10 protein-coding genes and 2 pseudogenes are annotated in these 21,803 nt (G+C 31.6%); all 12 read left to right on the top strand.

Annotation, left to right across the window (positions count from 1 at the left end; genetic code table 11):
- Positions 1 to 326 precede the first annotated feature (326 nt).
- The 12 genes and pseudogenes from KQI68_RS02405 to KQI68_RS02460 all read left to right on the top strand — a co-directional run bounded on the left by KQI68_RS02405 (position 327) and on the right by KQI68_RS02460 (position 21,650).
- Entirely contained in the window at positions 327 to 1,769 is a 1,443-nt protein-coding gene (locus KQI68_RS02405; protein ID WP_216548537.1) for an APC family permease, read from the top strand.
- A 24-nt stretch (positions 1,770 to 1,793) separates the two neighbouring features.
- Complete coding sequence (locus KQI68_RS02410) at positions 1,794 to 3,113, top strand: M18 family aminopeptidase (RefSeq protein WP_216548538.1); 1,320 nt, start codon at positions 1,794 to 1,796, stop codon at positions 3,111 to 3,113.
- Between the two features lie 138 nt (positions 3,114 to 3,251).
- Complete coding sequence (mprF, locus tag KQI68_RS02415; protein ID WP_216548539.1) at positions 3,252 to 5,771, top strand: bifunctional lysylphosphatidylglycerol flippase/synthetase MprF; 2,520 nt, start codon at positions 3,252 to 3,254, stop codon at positions 5,769 to 5,771.
- A 374-nt stretch (positions 5,772 to 6,145) separates the two neighbouring features.
- Entirely contained in the window at positions 6,146 to 8,584 is a 2,439-nt protein-coding gene (locus KQI68_RS02420; RefSeq protein ID WP_216548540.1) for an S-layer homology domain-containing protein, read from the top strand.
- A gap of 360 nt (positions 8,585 to 8,944) precedes the next feature.
- Positions 8,945 to 9,460 carry a helix-turn-helix domain-containing protein gene (locus KQI68_RS02425; protein ID WP_216548541.1) on the top strand — a complete coding sequence of 172 codons (516 nt, stop codon included), beginning with the start codon at positions 8,945 to 8,947 and terminating at the stop codon, positions 9,458 to 9,460.
- Positions 9,461 to 9,525: 65 nt separating this feature from the next.
- A pseudogene (locus tag KQI68_RS10535) lies at positions 9,526 to 9,738 on the top strand (IS3 family transposase); the annotation flags it as partial.
- A 99-nt stretch (positions 9,739 to 9,837) separates the two neighbouring features.
- Positions 9,838 to 10,328, top strand: a pseudogene (locus KQI68_RS02435) (IS3 family transposase); the annotation flags it as partial.
- 630 nt (positions 10,329 to 10,958) lie between these two features.
- Positions 10,959 to 12,311 (top strand): amidophosphoribosyltransferase, encoded by a 1,353-nt coding sequence (gene purF / locus KQI68_RS02440; RefSeq protein WP_216548543.1) that lies wholly within the window; start codon positions 10,959 to 10,961, stop codon positions 12,309 to 12,311.
- Entirely contained in the window at positions 12,308 to 15,976 is a 3,669-nt protein-coding gene (locus tag KQI68_RS02445) for a phosphoribosylformylglycinamidine synthase (RefSeq protein ID WP_216548544.1), read from the top strand. Before purF ends, KQI68_RS02445 begins: the two co-directional genes overlap by 4 nt.
- Before the next feature lie 671 nt (positions 15,977 to 16,647).
- Positions 16,648 to 18,735 (top strand): hypothetical protein, encoded by a 2,088-nt coding sequence (locus KQI68_RS02450; RefSeq protein ID WP_216548545.1) that lies wholly within the window; start codon positions 16,648 to 16,650, stop codon positions 18,733 to 18,735.
- A gap of 814 nt (positions 18,736 to 19,549) precedes the next feature.
- On the top strand, positions 19,550 to 20,731 hold the full coding sequence (locus tag KQI68_RS02455) for an amidohydrolase (protein WP_216548546.1): 1,182 nt from the start codon (positions 19,550 to 19,552) through the stop codon (positions 20,729 to 20,731).
- Between the two features lie 16 nt (positions 20,732 to 20,747).
- Positions 20,748 to 21,650, top strand: a complete 903-nt coding sequence (locus KQI68_RS02460; RefSeq protein ID WP_216548547.1) for a mechanosensitive ion channel family protein — start codon at positions 20,748 to 20,750, stop codon at positions 21,648 to 21,650.
- The last annotated feature ends 153 nt before the right edge of the window (positions 21,651 to 21,803 follow it).

Raw genomic sequence — 21,803 nt, forward strand, 5'->3', positions numbered from 1 at the left:
GAGAAGAAGAGGGCTGCCCTTTAGGGCTGTCCTCGTAAATGAAAAAGCATGAAAAGAAACACAAAATAATGTACATGTAGTAAAGGATTGTATTCAAATCTCCTCAAAACTTTATCATCCCAATAATTCATCACATAAAACTGTTAAAATAATTCCAAAAATCGTTGGAATTCTAAGATTAAAGAAAAAGCAAGAAATTCTAAGAAATATATAAATTAATTTACAAATTGTATTTAATTGTCAATATCTATAGACTTAAACCTCTTTTAGATTTATAATGTAAATGTTATCAAAGCAATAATTAAATATTACGAGAGGAGACAATTATGCAAGATTCACAAAAGAAAATAAAATGGTACTCACTGAGTTTCATGGCATTTTCTACTTTATGGGGATTTGGAAATGTTGTAAATGGATTTGTATTCTTTAACGGAATCCAAGTAATATTTTCATGGATCCTAATGTTCGCACTTTATTTTATCCCAAACGCTCTTATGGTAGGAGAGCTTGGTTCTGCCTTCAAAAACGAAGGTGGAGGAGTTACATCATGGATTAGAGCAACTTCAAGCGACAAGTTGGCATACTATGCAGGCTGGACTTATTGGGCATGCCATATCACATATATTGCATCTAAGGGTTCAGGAGGACTTAAAGCACTTAGCTGGATGTTTTTCCAAAACGCAGAAGTTTATGACTCACTTCCATCACTATATGTTCAACTTGCAACACTTGCAGTATTCTTAATATTCTGCTGGGTAGCAAGTAGAGGAATTAATCCACTAAAGAACTTGGCAACAATTGCAGGTTCAAGTATGTTTGTCATGGGTATTCTTTACACAATACTTATGTTTGCAGCACCAGCAATTAATCCAAATGGTGGATACTTATCACTTGATTGGTCACTAGATAATATAATACCAACATTTGATTTAAAATACTTCACAAGTTTATCAATCCTTGTATTTGCAGTAGGTGGTATTGAAAAGATGAGTCCATATGTAAACCACATGGAAGGAGATTCCTCAAAAGAATTCCCTAAGGCAATGATATTTGCAGCTGTAATGGTAGTTATTTCAGCAATTTTTGGAACAATTGCAATGGGAATGATGTTTGACCCAGCTATTATAAATTCTGACCCTGCAACATTTGACTCATATGCAGCAAATGGATCATACTGGGCATTCCAAAAATTAGGTGAATACTATGGAGTAGGTAATATTATCCTTATTATTTATGCTTTATGTAATGTAATAGGACAATTCTCTACACTTGTAGTAAGTATTGACGCACCTCTTAGAATGCTTCTTGATGATGACAGAACAAATAAATACATTCCAAGAAAACTTCTAAAGAAAAATAAATATGGTGCATATATTAATGGTATTAAGTTAATAGTTGTATTAGCAGGTTCTATTATTCTTGCACAAATACTTGTACCAGGAGCTGCAACAGTTCTAAGACAACTTACAAAACTTAACTCAATTACAATGCCACTTCGTTATCTATGGGTATTCTTAGCTTATATATTCCTTAGAAAACAACAAGATAAATTCCACAGAGAATTCTTCTTTACTAAAAATCAAGGGATTGCGCTATTCTTTGGATTCTGGTGTTTCTTTGTAACAGCAGCATGTTGTGCACTTGGTATGATTTCAGATGACCCAGTTCAAATGGCATTAAACATTGTAACACCATTTGTATTATTTGCACTTGGAATTATTCTTCCAATGATTAGAAAGAGAGAAGACGAAAAGCTAGGAGTAAAATAACTTGATTATACCTTAGGAGGTCATATGAATTATTTAGAATGCTCAAAAGAATTAATTGAATATATAAGAAAAAGTGCCAGCATGTTTCACACAATTGACACTATTAAATCTTATTTAAATGAAGAAAACTTTACAGAGCTAAAAGAAGGCGAAGCTTGGAAATTAGAAAAGGGAAAGAATTATTACACAACTAGAAATGATTCAAGTATAATTGCTTTTAAAATTGGAGAAGAATTATCAGATTATCACTTCCAATTAATAGCATCCCATTCTGATTCACCAACTTATAAAGTAAAATCTATTCCAGAACTTGAAGGACCTGGCGAATATTTAAGAATAAATGTTGAAGGCTATGGTGGAATGATTGACTCAACTTGGCTTGACAAACCACTTACACTTGCAGGAAGAGTATTAGTTGAAGAAAATGGAGAAGTTAATTCAAAACTTCTTTACATTGACAAAGATATACTTCTTATTCCAAATGTGCCTATTCACATGAATAGAGAAGTTAACGATGGCTATAAATTTAATAGACAAGTTGATTTAATACCACTATTTTCAGCAGGTGAACTTAAAAAAGGCGACTACGACAAGATGATAGCTGAATATCTTGGAGTAAATGTAAATCAAATAATTGCAAAAGACTTATTCCTTGTAAATAGACAAGAGGGAAAAATTTGGGGATATAAAGATGAATTTGTATCAACACCAAAACTTGATGACCTTGAATGTTCATTCACATCACTTAAAGCCTTCATAGCTGGAGAAAATCCTAAAGCAGTAAATGTTTACGCTTGTTTTGACAACGAAGAAGTTGGATCAAACACAAAACAAGGCGCAATGAGTACACTTTTATATGACACATTAACTAGAATAAATGCATCACTTGGATACACTGACGAAGATTATCACATGGCAGTTGCAAAATCATTCTTAGTAAGTGCAGACAATGCTCATGCAGTTCATCCAAACCACAAGGAAAAATCAGATGAAGAAAACAGAACATTTATGAATAAGGGAATAGTAATCAAAGAAGCTGCAAATCAAAAATACACATCAGATGCATTTTCTCAAGCAGTATTTAAAAAGATTTGTAGCTTAGCAGAAGTTCCAGTTCAACACTTTGCAAATAGAAGTGATATGCAAGGAGGATCCACTCTTGGAAACCTTTCTAATACACAAGTATCACTTCACGCAGTAGATATTGGACTTCCACAAATTGCAATGCACTCAAGCTACGAAACAGCTGGAGTTGTAGATGTAGAGTATATGATTAGAGCTCTTACAAAATATTATAATTCAAATATAAAAATTGACGGAGCTTCAAAATTTTCAATTGAATAATAATTTTAATTAGGCTGTGCTTTTGCATGGCCTTTTTTTAATTTAGAAAAAAATTTGACTTATTATAATATTTTTTCACAAAAAATACAATAATATATTTTAGAATAATAAATCATTTAAATTTTAAGTAGGGAAAATATGAAATTTATAAATAAGATAATCAAATATGTAAAGCCAGTTTTTACAATAGGCGTAGTAATTTTAATAATTTTTGAGTTTTCAAAACTCAAGAAAGAAATTTCTGTAGAAGAGATTTCAAAATTGTTTTATGATTTAGGACCAATTAATATTATTTTGCTTCTAGTTATGGGGTTTATAGCATTTAGTCCAATGCTAAATTATGATTTTTCGCTTAACAAACATTGGAATATGAATAGAAGAAAATTAGATATTGCTAAGAAAAGTATTATCATTAATTCATTTAACAACTTAATAGGCTTTGGCGGAATTATAAATATTGGACTTAGAATGAAATATTTTGGAGAAGATAAAGAAGCAAAATCACTTCTTAAATTTTTAATAAAGTCATTTTTATTTAATTTCACTGGAATTTCAGTATTGTCTCTTATTTCAACAATTTATTTAATAGTTTCAAAAAGTGAAATACTAATAAATTACAAACTTATATTAATAGGTGGAATTTTATATTATCCAATAACTTTATTATTTTTGTTGTTAAAAAATGAGAAACTACCAATATCAAAAGATTACGCAATAAGAATTTCCATAACATCATTTTTTGAATGGGGATTGGCTGGACTATTCTTTGCAAGCATTGGATATATATTGGGAATAAAATTGAAATTAATGACAATTGTTTCAGTTTTTATAATTGCAAATATATTTGGAGTCTTGTCCTTTATACCAGGTGGTATTGGCTCAATGGATTTAGTGGCCATCACATGCTTTGCATCACTTGGACTTGACAAGGACTTAGTAGTAACTTGGGTTTTAATTTATCGTATTTTTTATTATATAATACCATTTATTCTAGGGCTTACTCTTTTTGTAAGAGATATAGGATCAGTATTTGATGAGAAAAAAGACAAGATTCCCTCGAGAATTATAAAATCATTAACTCATGATACTTTGTCCATTATGCTGTATATACTGGGAATATTTTTGATTGTATCTGTTGTTGCACCAGAAGAACTTTCTAGAATTTCATGGCTTAAAGATTTTAGCCCAGCTAGTGCAAATCTTATTTATCAATTTCCAAGTTTGATTTTAGGATATGGATTTATATTGCTTGGAAGAGCAAATAAAGAAAGGGTAAAAAGAGCAACAAAGATAACACTAATTTATTTAATCATCACACTTTTATATTTTTTGTTACAAAACTTTGGAATTATAGAAGTATTTTATCTCATAATATGCATGATACTTACATTTATTACTCGAAAAGTTCCTTATAGAGAGCAGCTTGTCTATTCAATGGAAGACATAACTATAGATGGAATAATTTATCTAATAGTTTCAACATTGACAGTAATACTTGTGACATTTAATTATTCAATTATTATGGAGAATGAATCAGATTTCATTATAATTCCCTTTGAAAAAAACTTCATTCCAATAGGAATTGGACTTTTAATAATTTTTGGAATAAATTTTGTACTTTTAAATTATTTAAAGGGAGAAAAAAAGAAATTAGGAGAATCACTAGACCGTGAAAAAGTTCTTAAAATTATAAGAGAAAATGACGGAACTTCTGATATAGGACTTGCCTTAGTAGGAGATAAGGAAATATATTACTATTGTGAAGAGGGAATTGAAAAAGCTGCCATTTCAATATCCACAATTAAAGACAGAATAATAGTAATGGGCGATGCTTATGGAGATAGTGATTATTTTGCTAAACTAATGGAAAGCTTTATAAGAGAAGCTGATATATATGGTTACAGTCCAATCTTTTATGAAATAGAAGAATCACAGACAATAAAACTTCACGATTATGGATTTAGCTTTATAAAGTTTGGCGAAAAAGCATCTATTGACTTAGAAGAATTTAACTTAGAGGGAAGCAAACACAAAACTCACAGAAATATAATGTCTAGATTTAAAAAAGAAAATATAGAATTTGAAATATTAAATCCACCTTATAATGAAAAATTTTTAAAAGAATTAAAGGATATTTCAGATTCATGGCTAGATGGCAGAAGAGAAAAGGGATTTTCACTTGGATTTTTTAGCGAAGAATATATAAAAAATTCAAAGATAGCAGTAGTTAAAAAAGAAGGAGAGATAGTCGCCTTTGCAAATATAATGCCCAATGCAGAAAAAACTTGGTCTAGCATTGATTTAATGAGATTTCACAGAGTAAAAGCTCCTAAAAGTGTAATGGAATTTTTATTCTTAAATCTATTTTTAATCGAAAAAGAATCAGGCAGAAAAAAATTTGGATTGGGAATGGCTCCCCTTGCCAATGTCGGAATAAGTTCAAATAGTTTCACAGAAGAAAAACTTGCCTATTTAGTTTATAAATTTGGATTTAAATTCTATTCCTTTGAAGGACTTCGTGCATATAAAGAAAAATTTTCACCAATATGGACACCAGTATATTTAAGCTACTCCAGAAAAACTTGGCTTTTATATAATGTTATAACAGTATTTTTTGTAGATATATTAGCGGTGAAAAAAGTAAAAAATGTTGATTGATATATTTGATTGCAGGTAGTTAAGTCTACCTGTTTTTTATTACGAATGAGTTATTAATAGAAGAAGTAAATTTAACGATTGATTTATTTAATCTTTACAACTAATTTACATAAAATAGTTATTAAATAAATATTTCCTCTATATATTAGTACATAATAATATAGTAGGAGGAAAAAATGAAAAATAATTTTAAACAAAGATTGTTGTCAATGCTACTTGCTTTAGTTATGATTTTCTAAATAATTCCTGCAGGAATTTTTGCAAAAAGTAATGTAGTAGTTCAGTGGAATTTTAATCCACAAGAGTCAACTGGAAAAATTTCCGATGGATCTTTAAAAATTAAAGATGCAAGTGGAAATGGAAATGACCTTGAAATGCAAACTTACACAGATGGTCATTTAACTGATGATAAAAGTGCACAAAATTGGGAAGACTATCTAAAGTTTTCCAATGAGTCAGTTAGTGGAAATGGTTCAATTGAATTTGCTGGAATTGCGAAAGATAAGGGGGCAGACTTTGTAACAGTTAAGGATGCACCTATTAATTCAGAAACTTTCTCAGAAGGATATACAATTGAAATCTTATATTATCTTCCAAAAGATTGGACTAATAATGATAAGTGGATGGGAATCCTAGCAAGACAAGTTGCAGATACAGCAAATGTAAAAACAATGGATGAACCAGAACTTGGATCAACATCTGTTGCAGTATCTAATTGTAAAGAAATTCAATATCTTACTGTTAACGAAAATGATAGTCATGAGATGACTTCTTCAGTATGGTCAGTTGCAATGGATAAAGGTGGACAATGGTATCACATTGCTATTACTTGTGATGACAAGGGAAATATCAATTCTTTTCTAAATGGAGCTGAATCTTTTAGAAACTTTAATTCATCTGATGATGGAGCAATGAAGGGAATGTTCGCAGACCCAGAAGACGGAAGATTTAGAGTTGGATCTTCTTGGTGGAAAGAGGGAAGTCAAACACTTGATAAATTCTTAAATGGTAATATCGAAACTATTAGAATATCTAGAGGTGAATTAGATAAAAGTGATTGGTTAATTCCAAATCCAGAATCACTTGCAGGAGATTTTGGAACTAATGAAGAATTTCATTTAGAAAATATTAATAATTATAACTTTGTATTTATTCCAGATACACAAAATACAATTAAATTTAAACCAGATGTAATGGATACAGCTATTAATGGTTTAATTAATGATGCACAAAAGGGAAATATAAAAGCAGTATCTCACTTAGGAGATGTTGTTGAAAACTACGACTCAAAAGAACAATTTGAAAACTCAAAAAACACGTTCTATAAGCTTGCTGATTCAAATTTCCAAGCTCTAATGATTCCAGGTAATCATGATTATGCACCAGAACCTGGATTTGGATATAATAATATAGAATTCTATTCTAACCCAAATAATAAACCCATAGATTTATATTATAAAGATTATTATGGAGCAGGTTCAGAATTTTTAAAGAAGACACCATATACTACTGCTGATTCACCTTCAGGTAGATCATCATACATGAAAGTTAGAGCAGGTTCATATGAATATCTAATGATTGGTCTTTCCTGGTATGACCTTGGACGTGACATGGAATGGTTTGAAAATGTATTAAAAGAAAATCCTGAAAACCCAACAATAATTGTAGCTCACAATATAGTTGACTGTTCAGATACTGAGCCTTCATCAGTAGAATTGTCAGGAGTTGGTGAATATATTTGGCCAGTAATTAAGAAATACGATCAAGTATTTATGACAGTTTCAGGTCACTACCATGGAGCTGGAAACAAGGTTTATACAAATGATAATGGAAATCCAGTAATTACAATTCTTGCTGATTACCAATTCTCTTACAATGGTGGTAATGGATTCTTTAAGTATGCAGAATTTGATGAAAGTCAAAATAAAATATTCTTAAAAACTTATTCGCCATACTCTGCAAGTTTACCAATGAATGAAAAAACATTCTTTGATGTAAACTATATGAAAGGCGAAGGAAATGATGACATTCTAGATTTAAACTTCAATGAAAGATTTGATTTTGCAAAGAAGTATCAACCAATTGCAAAGATTGAAGATATAGCTAAACCTATTGTGGTTGACGAACCTTCTAAACCTGTTGTTGATGAAAATTGGGATGATTATTTAGTAAATAATGATAATGATGTAAAAACTTATCCAGTATTTGTTTCAACTGATAGAACCTCTATTCCTAAGACTGAAAATGTAGTAACTGAAAACAAGACAGAAGAAAAAGTTGATTCCACAAAAGATTATGCAAATCATTGGGCAGAAGAATATATCCAAAAAGTTCTTGATAAAAATCTTATGGATTTACAAGATGGTAAATTTAATCCAAATAAACAATCTACAAGGATTGAACTTGTAAAAGCTTTAGCTAGAATTCAAGGGGTTAATCCTAAAGATTATAATGAAAAAATATTTGAAGATGTAGAAGCTGGAACAGAAGATGGTGGATATATTGCATGGGCAAATAAAAATAAATTTATTTTTGGATACGAAGATGGAGAATTCAAAAAAGATAGAGAAATTACAAGAGAAGAAGTTGCAGCTATTTTAAATAGATATGTTGAAAATCTTAATGTTGACAGAAAAGAATTCAAAGACATAGAATTTAAAGATGCAGATGAAATATCAGATTGGGCTAAAGATGAAGTTAAAAAAGCTGTAAATAGAGGACTATTCGAAGGTAGAGATGATGGAACTTTTGATGGAAAAGCTAATATAACAAGAGCAGAAATTGCAAAAATTGTTGTAAATTTACTTTCATAAAAATTTTAAAAGGTGCTGCAAGTCAGCATCTTTTTTACATATTAGTGGTGAAAAAAGTAAAAAATATTGATTGATATATTTGATTTAAAAGAATGAAGGCTGTCCTTTAATGGTAGCGAATAAAATGCGACTGAATAAGGAGCATTTTAGAGCGAGTCGGAAATGTTAGCAAATTTTAATTTACATTCTTAGCTCAAATTAACGATCGTAGCGAAATTAGAGGCGATGAAGAACCTAACGAACAGCGAGGGCTGTCTGGTTATTTAAGAAAAGGGGACTGTCCCTGTCAGGTTTACTAAGGGACCGTCCCCTTTCCTTTGATGTGAACCCCAAAATCCGGACACGGAATAAGAGGTTCAAATGAAAAAATACAGCTATGAATTAAAACTAAAAATAGTAAAAGAAAAAGAAGAAGGATATGGAGACAGATACCTTGCAAAAAAATATAAAGTAAGTAGAACATCAGTAAAAGCATGGTACAATCAATACAGATATCTAGGAGAAGAAGTATTAAAAGAATATAAAGAAAACCCGACATATACAGAAGAATTTAAACACTATGTGCTTAAATATAGACAAGAAAACAACCTATCATATATACAAACAGCACAAATATTTAAAATAAAACACACATCAACAATAAGGAAATGGCAAGACAAAATCAATAGACTAGGATATACTGGATTAAACGAAACAATAACAGAAGAAAAAAATCCAGGAGAAGAAATAATGTCTAAAAAGAAAAACAAACTAACACAAGAAGAAATAGAAAAACTAAAAGAAGAACTTGAATACCTAAGAGCGGAGAATCTATATCTAAAAAAGTTAAAAGCCTTAATTCAGGGAAAAAACCAAAAAACAGAGAAAAAACAATAATAATAGAAGAATTAAGGCAAGAAAACAAAGACATAAAATTAAAAATTTGGCTAACAGTAGCAAAAATAGGAAAAAGTAGCTATTACGAATGGAAAAAAAAACTAGAAAACCCAGATAAAAAAGAAAAAGAAGCAACAGAAAAAATAGCAAAAATAGTAGAAGAATCCAAAGGAAGATACGGATACAGAAGAGTAACACTAATACTAAAAAAAGAAGGACACCCAATGAATCATAAAAAAGTGTTACGAATAATGAGAGAAAACAACCTGTTATGCACAAAATTCCACAAGAAAAATAGAAAATACTCATCATACAGAGGAACAGTAGGAAAAATAGCAGAAAATGAATTAAAAAGACAATTCAAAGTAGAAAAACCAAACCAAGTATACGTAAGTGATGTAACAGAATTCAAAGTAAAAGGAGAAGAAAAAAAGTATATCTATCACCAATAATGGATCTATACAACAGAGAAATAATATCCTATAGCATAAGCACATCACCAACAGTAGAATTTACAAACCAATCATTAATAGAAGCAATAAAAAAACTACCAAAAGAATACAACCTCATGATACACACAGACCAAGGATTCCACTATCAGCACAAAACATGGAGAAAATTACTAGAAGAAAATAACATAAAACAAAGCATGTCAAGAAAAGTAAACTGCTTAGACAACTCCCCAATGGAGAACTTCTTTGGAATACTAAAACAGGAAATGTATTACGGAGAAGAATTTGAAACAGTAGAAGAACTAAAAGAAGCAATAGAAGAATACATCAAATGGTATAATGAAAAGAGAATAAAAGAAAACGTAGGAGGATTATCCCCAGTAGAATACAGAGAAAAGCAAAGCTTGGCAAAATAAAAGAAAATTTGCCTTTAAAACAATAAAAAATTATGAAAATTCCAGTCAAGAGTAAAGGCTTCGCCCACGTCTATGAGACGTGCTCTTGACAGAAATTTACAAATTTTTTAAAAATCAAGTAGGCAAATTTAGATGGTTTATATATAAGAAAAAAGTCCGTGTTTTTGGGTGCACCTCACCTTTGTTGCTGCTTCTTTTCATGCTTTTTCATTTGCGAGGACAGCCCTAAAGGGCAGCCCTCTTTATCTTTTCTACATATTAGTGGTGAAAAAAGTAAAAAATATTGATTGATATATTTGATTTGAAAGCAGGTAGTTAAGTCTACCTGATTTTTATTGCGAATTAGTTATTAAGAGATTTTGTCACCATATAAAATATTTTAAAACCTTGAAATTTCGAAATTTAATTCAAATTTAAAATTTTTTATGCTATAATATTTTTAAATATTATTTGGAGGATTGTGTTGGAAATTTGTACTTGCATAATTAATTTTGAACTTTTAAATACTCATTCAAAAAAATTTAACGCAATATTTCTAACTAATTTTATATGATTTTAATAAACCCGGCGACGGGTTTTTTTGATTTAATCTAAATTTTAATCTATTTGCAAAGAGGGTCTGATAAAAAAATGTGTGGAGTTATTGGTATTCACTCACAAAGTGATGTTAGTAAAAAATTATTTTATGGTTTAAATTCCCTGCAACACAGGGGACAAGAAGCAAGCGGTATTTGTGTATATGATGGCGAGAGCATGGTTTTGGAAAAAGGCATGGGACTTGTCTATGATAATTTTGATGATGAAAGTTTTTTAAAGCTTTCTGGTAATATTGGAATTGGTCATGTGCGTTATGCTACTGCAGGTGGTTCTCATGAATATAATTCTCAACCACTTTTAGCTTTTTCTAAAAACAAGGAATTTGCACTTGCTCATAATGGTAATCTTGTCAATCATAAATCAATTAGAAAAGAACTTGAAGAGGAAGGTATGCTTTTTCAAACTTCTATTGATACTGAAGTCATCCTTTCACTTGTTGCTAAATTTTATGAGGGAGATATTATTGAAGCTGTCAAAAAAACTATGGCTAGAATTAAGGGAGCTTACAGCGTTGTAATGCTTTTTGAAGATAAACTTGTTGCCTTTAGAGATCCCAATGGATTTAGACCTCTTTTGATTGGAGAGTCTCAAAAGGGCGAAGTTATTATTGCTTCTGAAAATGCTCCACTTGAAATTATCGGCACTGATAAAATAAGAGATGTAAAGCCTTCTGAAATTATTTTAGTTGATGAAAATGGAATTCACTCTGATTTTTACGAAAAAGACAATAGGGAACACTGTATCTTCGAATATGTTTATTTTGCAAGAACTGATGCAACTCTTGATGGCGTAAACTCCTACAACTTCAGAAGAAGATGCGGAGAAATTTTATCTAAGGAAGCACCAGTTGAAGCAGACCTAGTAATTGCAGTTCCAGACTCAGGAACTCCAGGTGCTATGGGTTATGCACAAGAGTCAGGTATTCCCTTTGCAGAAGGTCTTGTTAAAAATAGATACATGGGCAGAACTTTTATAAAGCCTACACCTGAAGAAAGAGAACTTTCAGTTAAGTTAAAGCTAAATCCTCTTGAAACTGTTTTAAAAGATAAGAGAATTGTAGTTGTTGATGACTCAATTGTTAGAGGAACTACTTCTAAAAACTTAATTATGAGAATGAAAAAGGCTGGAGCAAAGGAAGTTCACATGAGAATTGTATCTCCACCAGTTAAATATCCTTGTTTTTATGGTATAGATACACCAAGTAGAAAAAATTTAATTGCGGCAAATTATTCTGTTGAAGAAATTAGAGAAAAAATCGGAGCTGATTCTCTAGCGTTTATATCTATGGATGGAATGTTAGGTGCAACTGGTCTTAAAGAAGATGTATTTTGCAAATCCTGCTTTAATGGAAATTATGCAGTTGAGCCAAAGGAGTTGATTGTATGAAAAATGATGTAAAAAGAATTTATGTATGCAAGAAAGATGAATTTGACTACAAATCAAAAAATTTAGTAAAGGAAATTAAAAACTCACTGGGAATTGATGTAAAGTCTTTAAAATCTTACAGAAGATATGATGTTGAAATTTCTGATGAAACTTTAGACAAGACACTTTACACTGTATTTGCAGAAGCACCAGTGGATGAAGTTTATTATAAGGATGCAAAAAAACTTGAAGAAAGTTTTACAAATCCAATAGGGATTGCTTATCTTCCTGGACAATTTGACAACAGAGAAGAGTCTTTAATTCAAACAATTGCACTATTTTCTAAGGAAAATATTAGAGCAAAGGTAATTGAAGTTTACGACATAGCTGGTGTAAATGAAGAAGAGCTTCAAAAGATAAAGGACTTTTTAATCAATCCTGTGGATTCAACTGAAGTTGATGTTTACAAAGAAGTAAATCTTAAAAATAATTCTGAGAAAAACTTAGAAAACATAGTTTATGATGGATTTAACGATTTAGATGAAGAAGGACTTAATAAATTCGTAGACGACAAAAATCTTGCTATGAGTGCAGCTGATTTAAAAGTGCTACAAGATTATTTTAAGACTGAAAATAGAGACCCTAATGAAACAGAAGTTGCAATTATTGACACTTATTGGTCAGATCACTGTAGACACACTACTTTTAACACAGAACTTAAAATAGACTTTGATGTGGTAACTGAACTTGATAGGGAAATTAAAAAGACTTTTGATGAATACTTAAAGATGAGAGAAGACCTTGGCATCCAAAAGCCAATTACACTGATGAGCCTTGGCACAATTCTTGCAAAGGAACTTAGAAAAAATGGAAAGCTTGATGACCTAGAAGTTTCTTCTGAAATCAATGCTTGCTCTGTTAAAATCAAGGCTAGAATTGAAGTAGATGGCAAGGAAGAGTTAAGAGATTATCTTTTAATGTTTAAAAACGAAACACATAATCACCCAACAGAAATCGAACCAGTTGGGGGAGCAAGCACTTGCCTTGGCGGAGCAATTAGAGATCCACTTTCAGGAAGAAGCTATGTCTATCAAGCAATGAGGGTTACTGGAGCAGCAGATCCATTTACTCCAATTTCTGAAACACTTGAAGGTAAGCTTCCTCAAAAGAAAATAACAACAGAAGCAGCACTTGGCTACGCATCTTATGGAAATCAAATTGGACTTGCAACTGGACTTGTAGATGAACTTTATCACCCAGGATATGTTGCAAAGAGAATGGAAACTGGAGCAGTAATTGCTGCAGCACCTGCTGAAAATGTAAAAAGACTTGATCCACAAGCTGGAGATGTTGTAATCTTACTTGGTGGAAAGACTGGCCGTGACGGAATCGGTGGAGCAACTGGTTCATCAAAATCCCACACAGTTGAATCAATTGAGACAGAATCAGCACAAGTTCAAAAGGGTAACGCACCTGAAGAGAGAAAAATTCAAAGACTTTTCAGAAAGGGCGAAGCTGCAAAATTAATTAAAAAATGTAATGACTTTGGAGCAGGCGGAGTTTCAGTTGCCATTGGAGAGCTTGCTGATTCCATAGAAATTCAACTAGACAAAGTTCCTCTAAAATATCAAGGACTTAAACCTAGAGAAATTGCAATCTCTGAATCACAAGAGAGAATGGCAGTTGTAGTTGCTTCAGATGATGCAGAAAAATTTATCTCACTTGCAGATGAAGAAAACTTAGAAGCTACAATAGTTGCAAAAGTTACAGATGACAATAGAATGAAGATGTTCTATGAAGACAAGCTAATCGTCGACATGAGCTATGACTTTATAAATGAAACTGGTGCAGATAGAGTTGAAGAAGTAGAAGTTGTATCAGAAGATGTGGCAAAATTCTTAACAAATGAAGACAAAGAAGTTCAAAACTTAGATAAGTATTTGAAAAATCTAAATATCACATCTAAGAAAAATATGATTGAACTTTTTGACTCAACTGTTGGAGCATCAACTGTACTATCTCCACTTGGTGGAAAGAAACAAAACACACCAGCTCAGGTTATGGCTGCATTGATTCCTACACTTGAAGGAGATGCAAAGACAGCATCAGTTATGAGTTATGGATTCAATCCGCATTTATCAGAACAGTCACAATACCTTGGTGGATATTATGCAGTTATTGAATCAATTGCAAAACTAATTTCAGCAGGAGCATCAGTAGATGGTATTAGACTTTCATTCCAAGAATATTACGAAAAAATGGACAATAAAAAGTCTTGGTCAAAGCCACTTAAATCACTTCTTGGAGCACTTAGAGCATCAAGATTTTTCGATGCACCACCTATTGGCGGCAAGGACTCAATGAGTGGAAGCTTTGAAGATATTAATGTGCCACCAACATTAATCTCCTTTGCAGTAAAAACAGCTGATGTAGAAGACATCATAAGCCCTGAATTTAAAGCTAAGGGCAAAATTGGTTTAGTACTTGCAAAAAGAGACGAAATTGGGACACTTGACTTAGAAGATTTAAAAGAAAAATTTGAAAAAATTAATGAAGATATAAAAGCTAAAAATATAATTTCAGCAGCTGCCATTACTCACAAGGGAACACTTCCTCAGATTTATGAAATGGCAATAGATAACACAGGATTTGAAGTAAATCTTAAAGACCTGTATTCACCACTTTACGGTAGCTTTATCGTGGAATATCTTGAAGACAGAGATTATATCGAAGAAGTTGGAAAGTTTGTAGAAGATAAGATGATTGTAAATGGCGAAGAAATTGATGAAAATCTAGCTCGCAATGCCTATCTAAAAACTTTAGATGAAATCTTTAAATACACAGACTCAACAAAACTTGAAAAATTCCAACAAAAATCTGTGGAAAATAGAATTAGAAAATCTAAAGCACCAGTTGATGAAGTAAAAGTTATCGTGCCAGCATTCCCAGGAACAAACTCAGAATGGGATACAGCAAAGGCCTTTGAAGATGCTGGAGCAAAAGCTGAAATAGTTGTATTTAAAAACAGAAATGAAGAAGAAGTAGAAAAATCACTTGAAGAACTTGCAGAAAAAATTGCAAATGCACAAATACTTGCAATCCCTGGGGGATTCTCACTTGGAGATGAACCAGATGGATCAGGTAAATTTATAGCAAATGTAATTCGCTCAGAAAAAGTAAAAGCAGCAATCGAAAAACTTCTTGATGAAAATGACGGACTTATCCTTGGAATTTGTAACGGATTCCAAGCCTTAATAAAGACTGGACTTTTGCCATATGGTAAAGTTGGAGACTTAAAAGAAGAAGACCCAACACTTACATTTAACACTTGCAACAGACATATCTCAAGACTTGTAGATACAAAAGTTGTATCAAACAATTCACCATGGCTTGTAAATTTAGAAGTTGGAAAAACATACAAAGTTCCAATCTCACATGGAGAAGGAAGACTTGTAGCAAGCGATGAAATGATAGAAGAACTTTTAGACAATGAGCAAGTAGCAATTTGTTATGAAAATGCACCAAATGGATCAAGACTTAATGTAGAAGCATTGGTGTCAAGAGATGGAAAAATCCTTGGAAAGATGGGTCACTCAGAAAGAGTAGGCGAAAATCTATATAAAAATATTGACGGCGTAGAAATGCAAGACATATTTAAGGCTGGCGTTGAATACTTTAAAAAATAAAATATAATGAATATCAGAAAATGAATTTTTCAGGCTGCCCTTTAGGGCGGTCTTTTTTAATTAAGAGGGCTGTCCCTCGGTGTCTATGAGAAATATTATGAGAAGAAGAAAATATGTAAAAATTATAACTAATAATTTTAGAGGGGCTGTCCTCGTTAAAACAGACAAGTTGTATTTAAAAAGACCAAAAGGGCTGCCTTTTAATGGTAGCAAATTTTAATTTGCATTCTTCACGCCGATTAATAAGCGTAGCGAAATTAGAGGCGATGAAGAACCAACGGCACAGCGAGGGCTGTCTTTTCTAGTAGCAATTAAAAAACTTAAAAATTGTATTTATATTGTCTAATTTGAGAGGACTTTCAATTTTTTAAAACATAGGGACAGTCCCAAAGCAAAGTAAACTACAAATTTAATAAATTATTTTCTTATAGATATTATATTTTAATATTACTCTGGGACAGTCCCAAAATTAAAAAATCTTTCATTAAAATAAAAGACATAGGGACTGTCCCTGAAAGGTTTACAAGGGGACTGTCCCTATTTATAGCAATGTAGCTATCCTTCTCACTAAAAGAATAAATTATAATAATTAAAATGAGCAGAAAAACCTGCTCATTTTTTAATTGTGGAAAAACCCTAATCATAAGGATATAATTAAATTGAGGTGAGATATGAAAAAAATTTTATACATATTTTTAATTGTAATTTTGGCAGCGGGCCTTTTTGTAGCATATAAATTTGGTTTTAATTTTAACCAAAACAAATTAGAGGCCAGGACATACGAAGAAATAAAGCAATCAGCAGAGGAAAATTTAGAAAATCTTAGCATCGAGGACTTGTACTTATTGGCAAATAGAGAAGATGACGAAAAATATTATACTGCTCTATACAACGCTTATAAAAAAGAAAATCCAGACATAGCACTTCAGTATTTGTATAACGAATTTGTCGTAAAAAATAATAGAAAAATTTATCCACTTTTGAAAGAAGAAGCAAAATCTGATGTTACTTTTACAGCGACTGAAACTGGATATAAGGGAGTGACAGAGAATTTTTCTAATAATTACCAAGAAATGATGGATGACTTAGATGGTACTTTTAGAAACTTCGGTTTTCTTTTTGTTCCAAAATTTTATGATTCTAAAAGTAATGACGAGTTTGTATATTATTTCCTAGGAAAATATTATGAGAACGATATTCCGCCGGGTTTTAATTTAACCCCCACATCAGAGTGGCCAATTATTTATGGAAGATACATTGACAAAGAAAGTAGCACAAGTTTAGATAATAATACTGAAGGTTATTTAGAAGGAGAGGATAAGATTTATTTTAAAAACATAGAGGGAAAAACTATAGTAGCTTTTTCGGTAAATGACTATTATTATCCTCTACCTTATGAAGATTATGCACCAGTCGTTACTCAGCAATATTTTTATAAAGATTATTTATTAGAGGTAACATTAGCAGCTGAAGATACTTCAAATCCAAAGTATAAAAATATGGGAATTGGAACTATTGATTTAAGCAAATCAAAAGGGTATATGGCTTTTACTAAGGATGGCAATGAAATAACACAAGAAGAATTTGAAAAAAATGTTGTACCTATTGATAAATTAGTAAACTTATCGACGAAAGAAAGTAATTCATGGATTAAATTAAATACCTATGGCGGAAAACAAATAATGCGACATGGACTCAACTTATCTGAGCTAAATAAGATTCACAATATGGTTTTATATGGATACAATATTTCTCTAGACAAAGAAGTTGATTTACCATATTTGAAGCCATATCTAAAACATATTTGCACAAATGCTTATACTGGACTATTAAAAAATTATGCATCTGTTGATGAAAATTCGCCTGAGGAAAGATTTGTAGCTTATATTTCTGATTTAGACAAAGATGGTTATCCTGAAATAATTATGAATTATAAATACTATTTATATTCAAGGAATATAAGAGAAAATCACTGTAAGGTAATTTCTTATAATCCCGAAAAGAAAATGACATATTGTTTAGGAGACTTTATATATTTAGATGGTGAAGATGGTGGAGTAGAATTTCTATCTGGTGGTAATTATGAAAAAGATGGGAAAAATTATTTAGCATTATTTCAAAGTATGGGTGGAGCCACAACATCTCATAGTTTAATTTCATTATATGAAAAAAATGGAGATAAATTGGATTTTGTCGACTCTACATTAAAAGTTATAGAATATGATTCAGGTGAGAATATTTTCTATCCTTCAAAATTTGAAGAGATAAGTAGATTTGATGATGAACAAACTTTTGATGAAGAGAGCGGTGTATATATGGGCTCTGTAATTCCAAAAGAAAATTCAAAAGAAAAATACGAATCTTATTTTAATGATATATTTACAGAAGATTCGAGAAAAAACTTAGATATTGGACTAGGTTTCCCTGAAGATTTAGTTAATTATAAAAAAGGACTTAAAGCACAACCTTTAAATGACCCTGAAGAAATAAAGAATATTCTTCTTGCCAACAAAATGCTAGAAGTTCCAAAGTACAAGCGTGTAGTTATTGGAGATAAATTCTATCCATATTCTTCTCTTTTAAAAGAAGAAGGCGCTGAATATATAGATATCAATGTCTTAAAGGATTTAAATAATTTTAATATTGATGAAGATAAGATAATTAAAAAAAATGAAAATAAATTTGTTTCCTTAGAAGATTTGCGAGCAATGAATTTAATTCAAGGTGAAGATGATGATTATATTATTTTAAGTAAATAGTTAAAGACTGCCATTGTGCAGTCTTTTTTTGTACAAGTCCCTAGGTCTTAAGGGAGAGTCCCAAAAATCGTGAAGATTTCGAGGGCTGTCCCTCGCTGTCTATGAGAAAATATTATTAGAAGAAGAAAATATGTAAAAATTATAACTAATAATTAGAGAGGGGCTGTCCTCGTTAAAACAGACAAGTTGTCTTGAAAAAGACTAAAAGAGCTGCCTTTATGGCTGTTCTTTCTAGTAGCAATTAAGAAACTTAAAAATTGTATTTATATTGTCTAATTTGAGAGGACTTTCAAATTTTTCTAAGGCATAGGGACAGTCCTAAAGCAAATGAAACTAGAAATTTAATAAATTATTTTCTTATAGTTACTATATTTTAACATTGCTCTGGGACAGTCCCAAAATTAGGAAATCCTTCATTAAAATAAAAGGCGTGGGGACTGTCCCTGAAAGATTTACAAGGGGACTGTCCCCAAAATCAAAAAAATCTCATCAAGGGTTGTCCTCGTTAAAAACAGACAGTTGTCTTTAAAAAACCAAAAGGGCTGCCTTTTAATGGTAGCAAATTTTAATTTGCATTCTTCACGCCGATTAATGAGCGTAGCGAAATTAGAAGCGATGAAGAACCAACGGCACAGCGAGGGCTGTTCTTTCTAGTAGCAATTAAAAAACTTAAATATTGTAGTAAGCCACAAAGCACAGCCTATTTAATAAAGTAAAATAAAGACCACAAAAACCTAAAAACTTTTAAACGCATGTAACATAACTTCTTTATTGGGGTATAATAATATATATTAGAGAATAAGGGAGGAATTATATGTTATTACAAGAAGTATTCGATGAAATTGACAAGAGAAAAGATGAAATGGTAAAGCATCGCCGTCACATTCACGAAAATGCAGAGCTTTCATTTGAAGAAGAAGAAACTGCAAAATACATCGCGGACTACTACAAAGACAAAGATGTAGAAGTGACAACTAACATGGGCGGCAATGGACTAAGAGTTGTAATTGACACAGGTAAACCAGGAAAGACTATTGCTCTACGTGCAGACTTCGACGCACTTCCTATTAAAGAAGAAACAGGCCTACCCTTTGCGTCTAAAAATGATGGAGTAATGCACGCTTGTGGACATGACGCACACACTGCATACTTAATGCTATTAGCAGATGTACTTAACAACAATAAAGATAAACTAAAAGGTAAAATCGTAATTATTCACCAACACGCAGAAGAAACACCTCCAGGAGGAGCAAAGGCAATGATCGAAGAAGGAGTTCTTGATGGAGTGGACAATGTATTTGGTATTCATGTCATGAGCAGCATGCCAAGTGGTACAGTACAATATCACAAGGGCAATACTCAAACAGGAAGATCAAAATTCGCTATAAAATTTCAAGGAACTGGTGGACACGGATCAATGCCTCACCTATCAAATGACTCAATAGTAGCTGCATCTCACTTCGTAACAGCAGTTCAAACAGTAGTATCTCGTAGACTTTCACCATTTGAAAATGGAGTTGTAACAATAGGATCCTTTGAAGGTGCAGGATCATTTAACATAATCAAAGACTCTGTCACAGTTGTGGGAGATGTCCGTGCAATGGCAGATGAAACAAAAGAAAAAATCGGAAAAGAAATAAAAAGAATCGCAAATGGAATTGGCGAAACTTTCGGCATGGAAGTAGAAATTGACTACACTAGCGACTACCCAGTGCTATATAATGACCCAGAAATGACACAACTTGTAATAGATGCAATAACAGAAGCAAAAATTCCAGAAGTTACAGAAATTTCAGACTGCGGTCCACAACCACCATCAGAAGATTTCGCATATTATGCAAAAGAAAGACCATCTTGCTTCTACTATGTTGGAGCACATTCTGACAAAGCACCATACCCTCATCATCACCCAAAATTTGATATCAATGAAGATGCAATGATAGTTTGTGCAAAATCAATGGCAGCAGTAGCTATAAAATATTTAGGAGAAGAATAACTTTAAGGGGAAACCTATGAGTTCAATCTTTAATGATTTATATCAAGTTATAAAAGATACAGAAGGATATAGCGAAAAAATACTTTTAACCATTGGAGTAATAATTCTTGCAGTATTGCTGTATCAAATAATCTTAAAAATAACAAAAGAACTATTCACAAAGGCAAAGCATCGCGTGAGGGCGAAAGCTGCCACTTTGTGGATATTTTTTATTGTATCAGTAGCGGCAATTTTATACATTTGGTTTAATGCAATGGAAGGTTTCCTAATTGGTATAATAATATTTTCAGCACTTGTCATCTTCTCAATGCGAGACCTTGCAATAAATTTTGCTGGATATATTTATCTAAAAATTAGAAAGCCATTTAAAATAGGTGACTCAGTAGAAATAGCAGGACATCTTGGAGACATATCTCACATAGAAATATTTGAATTTAGCATGCGCAAAGTTGGAGGATGGCTACGAAGCAAGCAATATACTGGCGTCAATATTCACTTTCCCAACAAAATGATATTTAACAATGCCTTTAAAAACTACACAGAAGACTATCCCTATGTGTGGTTTGATATTGCATTTGTCTTTGACCTCACATCAAATATAGAAAAAGTCGAGGAGTTAATGTATGAGATTGGCGAAAGCCAACTAAAAAAAGTAATAAAAAGAGATCAAGAAGATGAAAAGATGAGAAAATATCTCGATAGACTTTCAAATGACATGGAGCTTACTGGAGCAAAAATTTTCTCAACAGTCACATCAAATTATAAACTTGAAGGACTTGAAGTCGCGTTAAAAGTATTTTGTAAGTTGCAAGAAAAATCAAAAGTTACAACAGAAATCGAAAGAGAAATCATAAAAATGGTAAATGCAAATGACGATGTAAAATTTGCAAGATACCCGGTGGATCTTTTACAAAGATAAAAGTTTCAAACTTTATGTGAAATATTTGTAAAACTGTATTTTTTGCTGTTTTTTTGGAGTACTATTTGATATAATGATAACTCTAAAATGGGGTTTTTATAATAAACTATACAAGATTAATAGAATTTATAAAAGTAAATTTATTGAAAAAAT

This window comes from Peptoniphilus ovalis, assembly GCF_018919265.1.
Taxonomy (GTDB): Bacteria; Bacillota; Clostridia; order Tissierellales; family Peptoniphilaceae; genus Peptoniphilus_A; species Peptoniphilus_A ovalis.